The sequence below is a fragment of the Hyphomicrobium sp. MC8b genome, from assembly GCF_905067615.1.
GTDB lineage: Bacteria > Pseudomonadota > Alphaproteobacteria > Rhizobiales > Hyphomicrobiaceae > Hyphomicrobium_B.
Genome location: NZ_LR898465.1, coordinates 3474775 through 3489807 on the forward strand (window position 1 = coordinate 3474775; position 15033 = coordinate 3489807).

The window sequence follows — 15033 nt, forward strand, 5'->3', positions numbered from 1 at the left end:
ACGTTGACGTAGCGCCTTACGAGCCCCAGGCTGGCGCCCACAGGAAGCTGATGACGAATTTATCCTTCGTGTTCGCAGTGGCATATGCGTTCGGCTCTCTGTCTCTGGCCATGACAGTTGGATGGCTAGTTTGGCGGGGGACGCGCAACTCCGGCTGGATTGACACAACCTGGACACTCGGGGTGGGCCTGACGGCGATCGCAGGCGCTTTGGTGGGCGGCGGGTTTACTGAACGCTCCGCACTGGTTGCTCTATTGGTTTGCCTGTGGGCCGGCCGCCTGGCCCTCCATATCGGAGTGAGAACCAACGGCTCAACAGACGACCCGCGATACGCGCGCCTGATTACGGAATGGGAGCCGGACGCCGAGCGTCAAATGTTCTGGTTCGCGCAAAAGCAAGCGTGGGTAAGCATCCCGCTGACACTGTCGATCCTGATCGCGGCCTGGAATCCCGTGAAAGGGCTGCATCTTCAGGATCTTCTGGGTGCCGTCGTACTGATTTTTGCCTGCGCCGGAGAAGCACTAGCGGATTGGCAGCTCGCGCGATTTCGCAGCAACCCCGCGAATAAGGGGCGGGTGTGCGATCAGGCCCTCTGGCAGTTCTCACGGCATCCCAATTATTTCTTCGAGTGGGTAAGCTGGCTCACGTACCCCATCATCGCCGTTGATCTAAGTGGCGGATATCCTTGGGGGTGGCTCGCGATCCTGGGGCCCGTCGTGATGTACTGGCTGCTCGTTCATGTTTCGGGGATACCACTTCTCGAACAGCACATGCTCACGCGCTCCGGCGACGAATTCCGCAAGTATCAAGCAGGCACCAACGCCTTTTTCCCAGGTCCGCGTCTGCGCCGTTCTTAAAGACGCTATTGCGCGCTCATCGCAGGGCGTTGAACGCGGCTTAAATTGCTCAAGCTGAGAAGTGGTTCATTGCAAAATACGCGGCAAGACAGGCAACACCTGTCGCCAACGATCCCCACGACATATCGACAACGGTCAGCGCTAACGACCAGTTCCGCAAGGTTGCATAGTTCGTGAGGTCATACGTCCCGTACGCAACGGCGCCAAAAAACAATCCGCACAAAAACGCTGTTCGTGGACCCGACGACTGTCCCGGTAACGCGCCGAAGAAGACTGCGCCAACCGCGTAGAAAAGATAAAAAACGATCGCAGGAACTAGCCTCACAGTCGTCGCAGCCGAATCTCCGAGAACAGGCAGATACAGTTTCGGAACCGTGATGCTCAACCAAACGAAATCCATCAGTCCGAAAACGATGAGGAACACAACGTAACCAGTCAGAAAAGCCATGGCGACCTGTCTTGAACCGTTGCTTCAGTCAAAATGCCGTTCAACAATCTTCCTCAATAAAGCCGTCACGCTTGTTCTTGTGGCTAGCTGCGTCTGCGAAGAGCGGAACCGCTCAACTGCCGCAAAGATGGCGACTGCACCCAAGAAAAGCATCGGCGAGACGATAGGCATACCGACATCCACGAATGGTCTAAGCAATCATTACGCACCAAAAGCGCATTTGGATCTCTCACCAATCGCCTCGTTCCGGTAAGCAGTATCAAATTCTATCCGGATCGTTTCAGGCGACGACAGTCACACAGCTCTAATCCGCAGCAACTCTCATATTTTGTTTTCGCTAGCCGCGCCGCACCGCCAACGAGAAATCTGCCAGCCCGGATGCTCCTTGGCCCAGAAGCCGAACTGCAACGGCGCCTGGACCACACAGGTCATCGAATCGATACCCGCATCAACTTGGATCTTGAATTCGCGGCAGACGCCGGGGTCGCGAACAAGGCAGGCGGAAACAAAAATGGCAAGCATGGGGCGCTCCCTTTTATTTCGCAAAGCTACGTGAGCGAGCCTTTCAAAGATCACATCTCACGGTGATGTGTATTGGAGAGATACGAGTTAGAGACGCATCCCGCGCGGAAGGAAAAATGCGGGGCCGTGGCAAGATGGACCCCGCAAGTTGACAATGGCACATTCGCCCAGATTGAAAGGCGAACTTGCGAAGATTACGCACCACCAAAGAGTTCGGATCACAGCGGCGAAAGCGCGTGCGCGGCGGTATCGGAAAGCGCCTACGACAACAAATTGCGATAGCATTTATGGTTTCTTGCCATCGCGTTTGGATCGGCGGCCTCATCTTGATTTACGTTACAAGGTGTACAAAAGCTGTTAAGCGGTGCCGCGATCACTATTAGATGGACGCTTTAATTCGCGGCGGCGGCCCGACTTCCTCAAGATTTGAAACAAAAATGCCGGACATCGAGAAGCTCGAACGGATCGCTGCTCAAAAGGATGCCCAAGCGTATCGCGCGCTGTTCGAGAAATTCGGACCCATCGTGAAAGCTTTCATGATGCGGCAGGGAGCTGACGCCGCCACGGCAGAAGAGCTCGCGCAAGAAACGATGCTGACCGTCTGGCGCAAGGCCGCGCTCTACTCCGAGGACAAGGGCAGCGTAGCCACATGGATTTTTGCGATCGCACGTAATCTGAGGATTGATTACCTACGTAAGGAAAAGACGTGGGTCGAATTGCCGGATAACTACGCTCAGGAGGCGAGTTCGGATACGTCTCCTGATGAGGCCGTTTCAGGCAAGCAGCAACGCTCGATTATAAGGAGAGCTCTCGATGCGCTGCCTGAAGAGCAAAGACAGGTGGTGATTCTGTCTTTCATTGAAGGATTGCCACATCGTGACATTGCCAGCCGGCTTAATCTGCCGGTTGGCACGGTCAAGTCGCGTATCCGTTTGGCGTATTTGAAACTTCGTAACGCGGTTGGGGAACCGGAACAATGACGATCAGACGCCACCCCGCCCCCGAAAATCTAGTGAGCTGTGCGGCTGGCAGCATGCCGGAAGCTTTGGCGGCTGTCATGGCCTGCCACATGACCATTTGTCCTCGTTGCCAAAAGGAGCTTACGTTCCTGGGCTCGGTCGGTGCGACACTTCTTGAAGACGTGTCACCCATGCCGCTCGTTATGAAAATTCCGTCTCCCAACGTCCCGGTCGAGCAGCCCATATCAATCACGGAAAATTCGATTAAATGCGATGTTCCAGCACCGCTCCGAAAATTCGTTGGAAATCGGCTTGAAAACATCAAATGGAAACGCGTCACTCCCGGGATCTGGCAATTTCCTATTCCACTGGCAAAACATTCCAAATCGTCACTCAGGCTCATTAAGGTCGGCCCCGGCCTTAAACTGCCAGATCACGGACATTCCGGATCGGAGTTGACCCTCGTGCTTCAAGGCGCGTTCAGCGATGAATTCGGATCGTATGAAGTTGGTGATGTTGTCGAGATGGGCGAGGGCTTCGAGCACGCCCCCGTCGCCGCGGAAGGAACAGACTGCATATGCCTAATCGCATTGGAAGGACCGATGCGATTTCACAGCAAGCTTGCGCGTATTGTGCAGAAGTTGACCGGCTTTTGATTGGATAGACGGGTTGCTGGCGAAGTCGGGAGTGACGATCCTACCCCTCATTGTTCCGAAGTAAGATCGACTGCCACTGCACCATTTGGATCAATCGCTGAACGGTCCTCGCGCGCCACCTTCCATCTGAGCACTGCTTCCAATCGAAATTATCAAACCTCGCAGCGCGGAAGTGTCGTCTACGGCCGGTGTCCATTCGCGGCTGGCGCAGAACTTCGTGCCGAGCGCACGCAATTCCGCTAGGCTGGCCCGATGAGAGCGCACGTCACCCGCAAGATCATTCACGTCGATATGGATGCCTTTTATGCGTCCGTCGAACAGCGGGATAACCCCGAGCTGCGTGGGAAGCCGGTTGCTGTCGGTCACGGCGCGAAACGCGGCGTTGTCGCCGCCGCGAGCTATGAAGCCCGGAAGTTTGGCGTACGCTCTGCGATGCCATCGACCACGGCGATGCGAAACTGCCCGGACCTTATCTTCGTGAGGCCGCGCTTCGATGTTTATAAGTCCGTCTCAAATCAGATCCGCAATATCTTCGCGGAATACACGCCTCTCATCGAGCCGCTTTCGCTCGACGAAGCCTATCTCGATGTGACTGAAAATTTGCGGGGACTACCCACGGCCTCCGACACGGCAGCAGAAATCCGAAGACGGATATTTGACGAGACGGGCCTCACGGCTTCGGCGGGCATTTCTTACAATAAGTTTCTCGCAAAGCTCGCGTCCGACATGCGCAAACCAAACGGCCAGTTCGTGATCCCGCCTCAAAAGGGTGCCGAGTTCATTGAAGGTTTGCCCGTCGCGAAGTTTCAAGGCGTCGGCAAAGTGACCGCAGAGAAACTTAACGCGCTTGACATTTTCACTGGAGCCGACCTCAAAGCCAAGTCGCTCAATTTTCTCGAACAGAACTTCGGCAAGTCCGGATCATGGTACTACGCAATCGCTCGCGGAGAAGATCACCGCGAGGTCCAGCCAAACCGGCAGCGCAAATCCTCGGGCTCTGAAACCACGTTCGACGAAGACCGCTTCGCGCCAGCCGATATCGAAGCAGGCGTGCTAGAAATGGCCGATGATGTGTGGGAATGGTGCGACAAGAACCAGAGTTTCGGTTCAACCGTCACGGTCAAGATTAAGTATTCCGATTTCCGCATCATTACGCGTAGCAGGACGATCGCAGGCCTCATAAATTCCCGCGAGCTTCTCCGCGAACTCAGCCTCGGGCTCACACGATCGACCTATCCTGTTTCTACCGGCATTCGTCTCGTCGGCGTTTCGGTTTCAAGCTTTCAGCAACGTGAGCCCGCCCAGCTCGATCTACCACTTAGCGGCTGAGCATCCCCGCGTTGCGCACACGCGCCGCGTCCATCTAGGCCGATATCGGGTGCGAAAAAGCGAAAACCCCACCCCACTCGACGTGTTCTCGACGGTGCAGTTCTATCTCGCTTTCAGAATATCAACGACTTCAATTATCTAGGCCGCGCCTATCAAATTATCATGCTATTATTCCACACCAACGGCGTGCGGAAGGAAAATTTGATCTTATGCAAGGGTACATCCTTCCCCTAGCGGCTTCCAGCTTCGGCCTACGGCTGCGGGTCGAATCTTTGCTGGTGTCGCGGATACTGAGCTTACCGGAAACTTGCGGTTTGGATCGGCAACATCGCCAAGCGGCGCTAGCTTTGAGCAACAAGGAAGCATTTTGCTGCTCGCAAATACTTGGAGTGTGTCGTGGAGGCCTGGTTTGTTGAAGCCGGAAAGACCGCGGTTCTGCTCATCGATGCGGTTGCGCTACTGGTCATCGTCCTTGGAACGATTGAGGCGTTCGTGAACGGTAGTCTTGTGTTGTTGGGATCCCGGACAGGACACGAACGTCGCGATGTGTGGTTGCGCTATGCGCGATGGCTCGTTGCTGGACTCACGTTTCAGCTAGCCGCCGACATAATCGAAACATCCATCACAACGGATTGGCAAGCCGTGGCTCGTCTGGCCGCTGTTGCGCTCATTCGTACGATGTTGAACTTCTTTCTCGAACGAGATCTCGAAGAGGTGAGGGATCGCCAGCGAAGGGATACCGACACAAAAGAAAATGGAGAGAAGATGGGACGCACAAGGACATCTTAGTCCACGTCTGCTTATGGGTCTGCAGCAGATGCTATTGCGGTAGCATTTGCATTTAACGGTCGTCGCGCCCCATGTCTGCATGCTCTGCACGGCAGGCACCGCACTCACCATAGGTTGGCTCAACACCACTTGTCGATCACCTTGAACTACTCCCCGCTCTCAGCCCGTACCCGCTCAGAAATTTATCGTGCGTTGCGTCTTCAGTCGCAGCATTGACAAACGGGCAGCCATAAAACTTTTCATCCGAATACCAAATCGCCAGAATTGGAAATATGCGATCAAGAGATTCTATGGCCCTCCCTCCGCGACCTTCGACGCTATCAAAGAACAATTTTGCGCCACCGCTCGCCGTCAATCTCAAGAACCGTTTCGACCATTTCTCTTGCGCATAGCCCGAATAGACGCCGCGCGCATCGGCACGCCAGACCTCGACACGAGCGCCGGTCATTGGTTTGCATGTCGTTGCATCGATCACAATGAGCAGCATGATCGTGCTTAGGCCCGTCCATCCTTCACGAATATCGGAGCGAATAAGTTTTCGATTGAAATAGTAGGGTCCTTCGATCTCTTGGGGAAAAGCGTGCACTCTCCCGGCTAGCCAACGGGTGAATTATCGTCGGCATAGGCTTCAGTTGGCTTTTCAACGAGATTGATGGCCGCAGTGCCGAGCATCAATCCACGTACGCCGCTCCGTCTAACACATCGGCTTGAAACCGCAGCCGCCCGGAGTTCGCCCGCCGTGGCCTAAACTGAAGATCAAGCTGATGAAACCTCAATTCCAGCCCCAAGAATGCGCGAGCCTTCTTAAGCGCAACGACAAATAGACCTGCCATCTCGGGTACAGCGCCGACATCTCCAAAAACTCCTCTTCCCTCAATGCACCGTCGCGTATGAGGCTTAGAGCCAATTGCTCGGATGCCGTCTGAGGCTGAACGTCTGGCAACAACTGCCGATTCATATTTTTTGGTTCCATATTCATTTTGCCAAATGACATCAGACGGGTGCACTCGTCACTGCGATAACAAAGAACAGAAACATCAGTGTGAGCAGCAATCCGATTTCGTAAAAGCGTGTCATCGCCGTCTCCTCAAATGTGCTGGACGCGAAGAGATAGGAAGCTCCGCGCCCAGCATCTCCGCTCACAACGGGTCGGGATGCGGACCGTCAGGTCCGTTCCCGCCACCCAAACCCGGAGGCGGAACGAGATTGAAAGGCGGCGGCGGCATCGGTCCGTCGTGCGGCGGAGGCATGATGCGCTGTTCTATTGCACTAACTTTGGTCAACTGTTCGGGCGTGAGTTTTGCCCGAAGAGCTTCGATAGCTTTCTTGAGGGCTTCTGCATCGTGACCGCGCGCGACCGCGTCATCTGCCATTTTCTCAGCGAACGCGAAGGGCTTTTGTTGATCACCCGCCGCCGGTTCCGGCTCTTTCTTACCGGGATGAGGCGGCTTGGCGACATTCAGCAACGCGTCTGTAAAGTCGCGCCAAGCATCAAGTTGTTCGACACGAATGCCGATCTCGGTCTCAGCTTCGGACAGAAGCGAAGCCAAGGGACGAGGACCATGCGGCGGCGGGGGCGGCGGCATGGAACCGAACATTCCGCAGCCCGGGAATTTGTCGCCCATTCCATGGAAACCGGGCCCCATCGGCATTTGCTTCTGCGGCGGATTTTTGTTGGTTGGCTCTGCGGCCGCACTCGAATAGATGGCGGCGCCACAGACGAGTGACATTGCCGCGGCAGCCATCACTACGATGACGGATCGTTTATTCCTAGACACGACGACCTCCTTAGCTTCACGGCTGATCACCAAAAGCTTTCAAAGCTCTCGCCATCACCGGTTGCGCCGTATCTAACAGAGCGAAGGGGAGTTTGAATTTCGGGGATACTTCGAACTGTAACGGTCCGTTACAGAAATGAGATTGTTGTGTGGCTGGCCAAGCAATAAAGATAGGATGCCAGTTAGAACCATAAAGGCGATAAGTTGTTTGCATCTCCCCATATTCTTCTAGTCGACGACGATAAACAGATACGCTCCGGCCTAGCTCGCTTTCTCGTCTCGAACGGCATTCGCGTCACAGAAGCCGGAAACGATATTGCGATGTGGAAGTCGCTTGAGGTGGGAAAATTCAATCTTATCGTTCTCGATATTATGATGCCGGGCGAGGACGGCTTGTCTCTTTGCCGACGACTAAGAGCGACCCGGTCGATCCCGATCGTATTGCTGACTGCGATGTCGAGCGAGACGGATCGCATTATTGGTCTGGAAATCGGTGCTGACGACTACGTAACAAAGCCATTCAGTCCGCGCGAACTTCTTGCGCGTATCCGTGCGGTTCTTCGCAGAACGCAGAACGCTCTTTCGAAAGAAGAGCCGGTTACGCAGAGCATCTACATGTTCGACGGTTGGCATCTCGATACTGTGAGACGGGTCCTGAGAAATCCGGATAATGTCCTCGTCGATCTTACAGCGGGAGAATTCGATTTGCTGCTCGCATTTGTCGAAAGGCCCCAGCAAGTCCTGACCAGAAACCAACTTCTCGACCTGACGCGCGGACGCTCCAGCACGCCCTTTGATCGCACAGTCGACGTCCAGCTCAGCAGACTGCGGCGCAAGATCGAATCCAATCCCGCGCAACCGACGCTCATCAAGACCGTTCGCAGCGGCGGTTATATTTTCACCGCCCCGATCGACAGCGAAGAGACGCGCGATTGAAAGCAACCCCCATGCGAATATTTCGGGTCGGCCTCAGCACGCGCATTGCACTCACGATGCTCACCGCACTTCTTCTTTTGCAGGGGCTCAATGCGGTGACATTCTTCTTTTTGCCGCCGCCCACACAAACGATCTACAGCGCGCGTTGGCTGATTTCTGAAACGAGCGAAGCAACGAAGAAAATCTTCGACGTCGAGACGACGCATCGCAAAGAAGTCGCAAAAGCCCTCAGCAACGAACTGCATCTTTTCATTTCGTGGGACGAGATGCGTATGGAGCCGCCAAGCCCTGAGCGCGTTGCGCCCGGGTTCTTTATGCGGCTGGAGCGTTCGCTTCGTGAAAGCCTGGGCGGGAGCATCAGGAGCGTCTCGGTGGACCCGCGCGGGGGTCCGCCTTTCCCGCGAGGCGGCGAGAACACACAGTTTGTGCCCGCGGGATTTGAGCAACATTTGCCGACAGGTGCCTTGGCGACCAATGAGCCGGATATTCCCATTATCGGCGGCTTCAGCATTTTGGTCCAAGGACCTGATGGAAGCTGGCTACACATTGAGCCGCGCCGCCCACCACGATTGGGTCCGCTTTTTAGTCCCCCAATGATCACTGCCGCCGGCGCGGTCCTTTTAATTTCCTTCCTATCCATATGGACGGCCAAGCGCACGCTGACTCCGATCGATGACCTTGTTGGTGCGGCGCAACGCCTTGGGATCGATCGCAACGCCACCCCGGTCGATACGCGGAAGCTGGGAGACTTTGCGGTTGTCGGACGCGCACTGAATGAGATGCAAAAACGCATCAAGAATTTTGTCGATGAGCGAACGCATATGCTCGCCGCCATATCGCACGATCTTCGAACGTCTCTGACCCGACTTCGGTTGACGATGGAGGAACTAGATGAAAGCGCGAGCAAGAATGCGCTCGTCAACGATGTCGAGGAGATGGAGCAGATGCTTTCGGCGACGCTCGCTTTCGCAAGCGACGACTTGAAACGCGAAAAGGCCGAGCGTGTGGATCTCGGTGCATTGCTTATCACGATTTGTGATAGTTTTTTGGATGCAGGCGCATGCGTCGACTACCAAGGTCCGGATCATCTGCTTACTGTCTGCCAGCCCCTCGCAACCAAACGAGCGTTCATGAATATTGTCGATAACGCGGTGAAATACGGGATGTCCGCACGCGTCGGGCTTCAGCTAAATGGCGAGCACGTCGTTGTCACTGTAAAGGATCACGGTCCCGGCATTCCGGACGATCTGATTGAGGCAGCCTTTCAGCCATTTCACCGGCTTGAACAATCTCGCAACAGAGAAACGGGCGGCGTAGGACTTGGATTGGCCATTGCCCGAGATATCGTTTCTGCTCAGGGCGGAACGATCGCACTCAGTTCACCTCATGACGGTGGTTTGCTGGCGACAGTGCGGCTGCCACGCAGCTAACACTCCGATCATTATCTCTGCTTACTGACCATCATGGGATCGCGGCGCGGCAGAGATATTCGACGTTCTCGCCGTGTACGAAGTCCGAACGGCTAGAATTAGAATAACTGCCGCCATGATCAGCAATCCGACATCGATCCACGATGACGCTGGATCGGTCGCCAATCCGCGCCACTTCCAGAAGTGAAGCGTGGCGACACACGCCAAGGCAACGCCCGTCAGCGCTTGCAGTACTTTCGTAACGAGCGCTGCGTTCCAAAGCACGAATGAGATTGAAAGACTCGCGATGGTCGCCGTCAGATAAACAGCAATGAGCCCATCCTGCACATAGAGCGCCGCAACCGCTACAATTGCGAGTGCCAGCGGCTGTCCCCACACCAGACCTGACCAGACCCTTTCCCATCGCTCAGCCGGCCGCCCTTTGTCTCGCCGGCGAGCCAGCCAGATCGCAACTCCACTCTGCGTGACGATCGTGAGCGCCAGACCTAGAATAGCGTAGAGAATTTTTGCGGTTAGGCCACCAAACCAGCCGAAGTGAAGCGGCTGCAGCACACCGAGGATCTGCTGCCCGATCCCGCCCTCTTCAAGACCGCCATCACCGATGCGTTTGCCTGTGCTGTCAAAGTAATAGGTATTTGCAAAAGCAAGATGTCCCGGTGTCCGCATCCGCAAGTGCACCATTTGGCCGCTCGTCGCAATCTGCTGAAATTGAACAGATACGAGTTCTGCGTCGGGTTTCTCGCGCCTCACGTCGGCGATCATAGAGGCGATGTCCGGCATCGCAGCGGGCTTGCCAGTCGCCACTGCTCTTGGACCGAGAATGGTCGCCAACGCTTTGTCGGAATCGCCGTCGTACGCAGCCAAAGCCAGTACTCCGACGATCAGCGTCGAAAGACCAAGAAGCGCCCCACTCAGCGAAACAATAAAATGAAACGGCAGTCCCCAGACACCCAACCTATTATGAAGGTCGGCTTCCTGCAATCGCTTCGATCCACCCCAGCGCAACGCGAAAGCATCTTTGAAGATTCGCGGGTGTGCGAGCAGTCCCGATATGAGAGAGGATAGCAGCGTGACCCCGGTTAAACCTACAATGAAGAACCCCCAGGTCCGTGGCAGATGCAGCCGCGTATGCAGTTCGCCGAGAAAATCGGCGAATGGAGCTACGGTACGCACGACCAATCGGCCATCCGCATCCGCCACCCATTCTCCGTCTTTTCCTGTAGCGACATTGAAATAGTTGACGGTGAATCGGGGATTGATCGCGCTTGGAAATGTCAGAACGACATTTTGGCTGGCGTCATCGATCAGGGCTTGCCCGTGTGCTGCCCAAGTCGCCTCCGTTATGGCCTTAGCGCTGACCGGACCGCTGACCCGCGGCGCATTCGGCTGTTCCCAGCGGTGAAACTCGAGCAGGAAAACGCTGAGTGTGCCGGTCAGGCATACGATATAAATCAAAGCGGCAAACGCGAGCCCCAGCGCCGAGTGTCCCGCGAGCATTGCTTGCACGAACTTCGGCGGCAGCAGCGGACGTTTCCGGTTTCTCGCGATGTCTTGCACAATCGGCTTTTGACTCGTCATCACATCAAAACTTTTGGCAAAAAAGCAATGCCGTAACTTACGGCCGACACGCCAAGCAGAATGATCGTCGCCCGCGCGAGCTTCGCATCCGCGAGCGTCCACGCCATGCCGCCGCCCCACAGCACGGGCACCAGCACGCCGCCTATAACAATGCGGTCATGAACGCCTAGCGGCATGGCGACGGCGAATGCGACCCCGATGCCGATTGCAGCGACACCCGCGAGCACAATAGCCAACAGACTTTTGGCAACCGCGCGTCGCCAGTCGGTGCGCCGAGCTTCCGGCTCAAGCGCGAGAGACATCATCACCGGAGATCGTCTGCCCCGCACTTCGACCGTCATCGCGACGGCGACATAGGCCATGACGGCGAGTGCCAGCAGAGCGTACGCCAGCGCGACCTCGCCGCTCATTTCGCGCATCAGGAAGGCGACGCTTGCGACAAGAGACAGCCAGCCGCCGACTACCCATGGCAAATGCGGTCTTCGATCGCTGAGCCAACTGGCGCGCAGTAAGAAGAGACCGGCACCCATAAAAATGAGCGCCGGCAGCACTGTCAGCATGAAGGACGGCGAAGGAATTGCGGGCCTCTTCGAAGTTAGAACTTACATACATCCAGTTATGAGCGTCCGCGCTTGGACTACAATCGCGAAGACTTAACGATCAGAAGTTGACCGTGCTGGACACCAGATAGGTTCGCGGCGCGCCGACTGTTATGATGCCGTCGCTGCTATATGATGATGCGTAATAGTTCGTATCTAGAACGTTCTCGACGTTGAAACGAACTGTCATCGGCTTGCCGTTCCAGGGATTATCGAAGGTGTAGCGGGCGCCAACGTCGTAGCGTGTCCAATCCGGAATGGAGTAATCATTTGCCGCGTCGATATAGACACCGCTCGTATAGATCGCCCGGCCGTTCAAGGTCAGGCCTCGAATCGGCGTATCCCATTCGGCGCCCATGTTGACGCTGGTATCGGGAACACCTTGCGCTTTGTGCCCGTCGTTGGAGCCATCAGCTGTCTTCTCAAGGCGTCCGTCAATCAAAGCGACACCGCCCAAGAGCCGCAGCGTCGGCGTAAGCTCGCCAAACACATTGAATTCGAGGCCGCGATTGCGCTGCTCGCCGTCATAACCGAGAACGTTGTTGATTGCGATGAGCGACGGCTGCGCGATGTCGAAAGCAGCGAACGTTGTGCTGATGGACCCGAAATCGACCTTAACTCCCACCTCTTTCTGAGTGGTTTGCGACGGCTGCAGCGCTTCGCCGGCATTCGCATAGGTTGGGCCAACCGTCGTTCCCATTTGTAGGCCTTCGATGTAGTTCGCGTATAGCGAAACGTTACGGAGCGGCTTTACCACCAAGGCGTAAGCAGGACTCCAGACCGACGCGTCCGTCGACGAGATCTCGGTGCTTGTAACAGTAGTACGGGTGTTGTCGGCACCCGCATCCTGATGACGGACGCCGATCGTGAATTGGATGCGATTGTCCAGGATCGACATCGTATCCGACACGCCCTCGCTCGACAGGTTGGTTTCCGCCAACGTCGCGATCTGCGGGCCGAAGGACGTCGGCTTCGGGATGGGAACCGGATCGTAGATGTTCGAGCAGATACTGTACCCTTGGAACGCTGCGTTGTAGGGCGGCGGCAGGCAAGACGCCGCGTTACCGTTGTGCCAGCGACCGACGTTGTCGCGTACAGTCTTGGAATAATCGACATTGAACAGGTGATTGATCGGACCGGTATCGAAGTCGGCACGGATCCCCGTGTTGCCCGCCCAGTTTTGCGTCAGAGAGCCACCTTTGAGCGGGAAGGTTACAAAGTCTCCGTTAGCGTTGAGCAGGCCAGGCGACGCGAAGAGATAGTCGAGATTGTTGTCACTCCAGCCGTAGGCGCCGTAAGCCGTCACGTGATCGGTAAGTTTGTACTCGCCGCGTACCATCGCGAACGTCGAGCTTGTATTCCAATACTCCCAAGGCATGCCGCCGTAGTTAGATGAGGCATCTGGCGCTGGCGGAACTTTTCCGTTCATAAGCGGCAGGAAGGGGGGAACGGGCCTAACCAAAGTAGGAAGTGATGAAGGAACCACGGTGATGAATCGTTGGACGCCTGTCAAATCATTCGCCTGATAACCGACGTCTGCAGAGAGGCGCAGCCGCTCGCCGCGATAATCGAGATTGAGAACGGCATCGCCCACCTCGTTGTGCTGATCGTCGATCGCTGTGTCACCCGAGCCATAGCTGCCGTTGAACCGCACGCCGAATTCTTTGTTCAGGCCGTAGCGCCGCGCATAGTCGAGTTCGGTTCCGACGAGGCCTTGTGATTGATAGGTCGTCGTGACCTGCGTGATCTGATCGTCAGGCGCCTGCTTCGTAACGAGATTGATGCTGCCGCCAACTGCGCCGCCCGGAGGCATGCCGTTTAGCAGCGCGCTCGGTCCTTTCAAAACTTCGATACGGTCGACGTAATTGGGCTGTGTCGTATACGTCGGTGCGATGCCATAGAGCCCGTTCAAGCCCATTTCGCCGGTATCGTAGTAGAAGCCGCGAATGTAGAACGTATCCTGGCCATAGCCCGCGCTCGCGCTTTGGTTTGCGCGCACCGACGGATCATTCAACAAGACGTCCGCAACCGAGCGTGCCTGCTGGTCCTGGATCGTCTTCGCCGTGAAGCTTGTCTGGTTGAAAGGCGTATCCATCACGCTTCGGTTGCCAAGCATGCCGAGCTGGCCGCCCGTCGCAACTTGACCGCCAGCGTAAGCCACGGGCGGCGTCAATGTGGACATGGGATTGGCTGCCGGCATCGTTGCTGCAGCGGCGGCTGTTTCAGATTGTACCGCACCTGCGCTTTGCGGTGTTGAATTCGACTTTTTCGTAGCCGCAACTTTTTTCTTGGAAGATACTTTCTTAGCAAGCGGAGCTTTTTCGGCCTCGACGGTGATCTGCGGCATCGGAATTGGATCAGCGGCAGGCGCCTGCGTGAAATCTTGCGGCGGTTCTTGAGCTGAAGCTTGAGACAGTGTGAGGACAGAATATACGAATCCGCACGCGCAAACGGCACGCCAAGCAATGTACACCTGAAACTCCTATTCCAATTCCACTCGTGACCGGAACGGCACGCGTCATTGCAAGGGGGCGCCGATGGTCTTGCCTCCATTTGTATACTTTTATTGTAATGTATCAATCTGATCGCGCTTGGCAACGCGCAAGACGCTCAGGCCGTGGGTTCAATCGGCAACATTGCGACCTTTCGCCATCTTCGGAAAGTTGGCCCACGTGGGGCTTCGCGAAGGCCCGGTCGATCTCGATGTCATAATATGCCTTGCGCTTGGATTCATTCGTCGTGGCCGACGCTCTACATCGACGAGAATGACAAGGAGACTCTCGTCGAAGACAATTTTCAGCTGATCGAAACGTCACCCATTACAAAAGCGCGAGATTTCGGAACTCAGGAGCAGGCGGTCTGTTGCCACAATAAGGAGGACGGATCCATGTCCACGCTCAGCAATCTTATGTTTGTCGCCGCTGTTGTTGGCGGTCCGGTCGTTCTAGCGTTGCTTTACCTCTACGGCATGAAAACAACGCGCGAAAAAGATAGGATACCCCATTCTCGTGACATTACCGACCGCGCTACGAAAGAGCTTTATAATGAAAGCGAGGCCGAGCGCGAGCATCAGGAAAAGGCAGCGGCTCGCTCGGATAAAATCGTCGATGTAATCGAACGAAAAACTGGAACGTCGGGCTGAATAGCCTTCG

General features: G+C 55.8%; 15 protein-coding genes. 9 read left to right on the forward strand and 6 right to left on the reverse strand.

The window, feature by feature from the left end; genetic code table 11:
• Nucleotides 1-50 precede the first annotated feature (50 nt).
• A complete protein-coding gene (locus ACLB1Z_RS16785) occupies nucleotides 51-857 on the forward strand; it encodes a DUF1295 domain-containing protein (RefSeq protein WP_409560860.1) in 807 nt (268 codons plus the stop codon).
• Between the two features lie 49 nt (nucleotides 858-906).
• Here the strand turns inward: ACLB1Z_RS16785 and ACLB1Z_RS16790 are convergent, their stop codons facing one another.
• Both ACLB1Z_RS16790 and ACLB1Z_RS16795 read right to left on the reverse strand, forming a co-directional pair.
• The gene (locus tag ACLB1Z_RS16790; protein WP_409560861.1) at nucleotides 907-1305 is read right to left on the reverse strand and encodes a DUF2177 family protein; all 399 of its coding nucleotides are present in this window, start codon (nucleotides 1303-1305) and stop codon (nucleotides 907-909) included.
• Nucleotides 1306-1626: 321 nt separating this feature from the next.
• Nucleotides 1627-1827 (reverse strand): hypothetical protein, encoded by a 201-nt coding sequence (locus tag ACLB1Z_RS16795; protein WP_409560862.1) that lies wholly within the window; start codon nucleotides 1825-1827, stop codon nucleotides 1627-1629.
• Between the two features lie 383 nt (nucleotides 1828-2210).
• On the opposite strand from ACLB1Z_RS16795, the gene ACLB1Z_RS16800 reads away from it, so the two are divergent.
• From ACLB1Z_RS16800 to ACLB1Z_RS16815, 4 genes are all read left to right on the forward strand, one after another.
• Entirely contained in the window at nucleotides 2211-2807 is a 597-nt protein-coding gene (locus tag ACLB1Z_RS16800; RefSeq protein ID WP_409560863.1) for a sigma-70 family RNA polymerase sigma factor, read from the forward strand.
• A 53-nt stretch (nucleotides 2808-2860) separates the two neighbouring features.
• On the forward strand, nucleotides 2861-3442 hold the full coding sequence (locus ACLB1Z_RS16805) for a ChrR family anti-sigma-E factor (protein WP_409560864.1): 582 nt from the start codon (nucleotides 2861-2863) through the stop codon (nucleotides 3440-3442).
• Nucleotides 3443-3694: 252 nt separating this feature from the next.
• Nucleotides 3695-4771 (forward strand): DNA polymerase IV, encoded by a 1077-nt coding sequence (gene dinB / locus ACLB1Z_RS16810; RefSeq protein WP_409560865.1) that lies wholly within the window; start codon nucleotides 3695-3697, stop codon nucleotides 4769-4771.
• Between the two features lie 396 nt (nucleotides 4772-5167).
• Nucleotides 5168-5560, forward strand: coding sequence for a DUF1622 domain-containing protein (locus ACLB1Z_RS16815; RefSeq protein WP_409560866.1), 393 nt, complete (start codon nucleotides 5168-5170; stop codon nucleotides 5558-5560).
• A 1139-nt stretch (nucleotides 5561-6699) separates the two neighbouring features.
• Here ACLB1Z_RS16815 and ACLB1Z_RS16820 read toward each other — a convergent pair.
• Nucleotides 6700-7338 (reverse strand): Spy/CpxP family protein refolding chaperone, encoded by a 639-nt coding sequence (locus ACLB1Z_RS16820; RefSeq protein WP_409560867.1) that lies wholly within the window; start codon nucleotides 7336-7338, stop codon nucleotides 6700-6702.
• A 204-nt stretch (nucleotides 7339-7542) separates the two neighbouring features.
• On the opposite strand from ACLB1Z_RS16820, the gene ACLB1Z_RS16825 reads away from it, so the two are divergent.
• Entirely contained in the window at nucleotides 7543-8274 is a 732-nt protein-coding gene (locus ACLB1Z_RS16825; RefSeq protein ID WP_409560868.1) for a response regulator, read from the forward strand.
• 464 nt (nucleotides 8275-8738) lie between these two features.
• Nucleotides 8739-9704 carry a sensor histidine kinase gene (locus tag ACLB1Z_RS16830; protein ID WP_409560869.1) on the forward strand — a complete coding sequence of 322 codons (966 nt, stop codon included), beginning with the start codon at nucleotides 8739-8741 and terminating at the stop codon, nucleotides 9702-9704.
• A 21-nt stretch (nucleotides 9705-9725) separates the two neighbouring features.
• Here the strand turns inward: ACLB1Z_RS16830 and ACLB1Z_RS16835 are convergent, their stop codons facing one another.
• The 3 genes from ACLB1Z_RS16835 to ACLB1Z_RS16845 form a co-directional block, all read right to left on the reverse strand.
• Nucleotides 9726-11282 carry a PepSY-associated TM helix domain-containing protein gene (locus tag ACLB1Z_RS16835; RefSeq protein ID WP_409560870.1) on the reverse strand — a complete coding sequence of 519 codons (1557 nt, stop codon included), beginning with the start codon at nucleotides 11280-11282 and terminating at the stop codon, nucleotides 9726-9728.
• Complete coding sequence (locus tag ACLB1Z_RS16840; protein WP_409560871.1) at nucleotides 11282-11755, reverse strand: hypothetical protein; 474 nt, start codon at nucleotides 11753-11755, stop codon at nucleotides 11282-11284. Before ACLB1Z_RS16840 ends, ACLB1Z_RS16835 begins: the two co-directional genes overlap by 1 nt.
• Before the next feature lie 187 nt (nucleotides 11756-11942).
• Nucleotides 11943-14063, reverse strand: a complete 2121-nt coding sequence (locus ACLB1Z_RS16845) for a TonB-dependent receptor (protein WP_409560872.1) — start codon at nucleotides 14061-14063, stop codon at nucleotides 11943-11945.
• Between ACLB1Z_RS16845 and ACLB1Z_RS16850 the strand changes: the two genes are divergently transcribed.
• Nucleotides 14062-14280 carry a hypothetical protein gene (locus tag ACLB1Z_RS16850; RefSeq protein ID WP_409560873.1) on the forward strand — a complete coding sequence of 73 codons (219 nt, stop codon included), beginning with the start codon at nucleotides 14062-14064 and terminating at the stop codon, nucleotides 14278-14280. The genes ACLB1Z_RS16845 and ACLB1Z_RS16850 overlap by 2 nt on opposite strands.
• A 488-nt stretch (nucleotides 14281-14768) precedes the next feature.
• Nucleotides 14769-15023 (forward strand): hypothetical protein, encoded by a 255-nt coding sequence (locus ACLB1Z_RS16855; RefSeq protein WP_409560874.1) that lies wholly within the window; start codon nucleotides 14769-14771, stop codon nucleotides 15021-15023.
• Nucleotides 15024-15033: the final 10 nt, after the last annotated feature.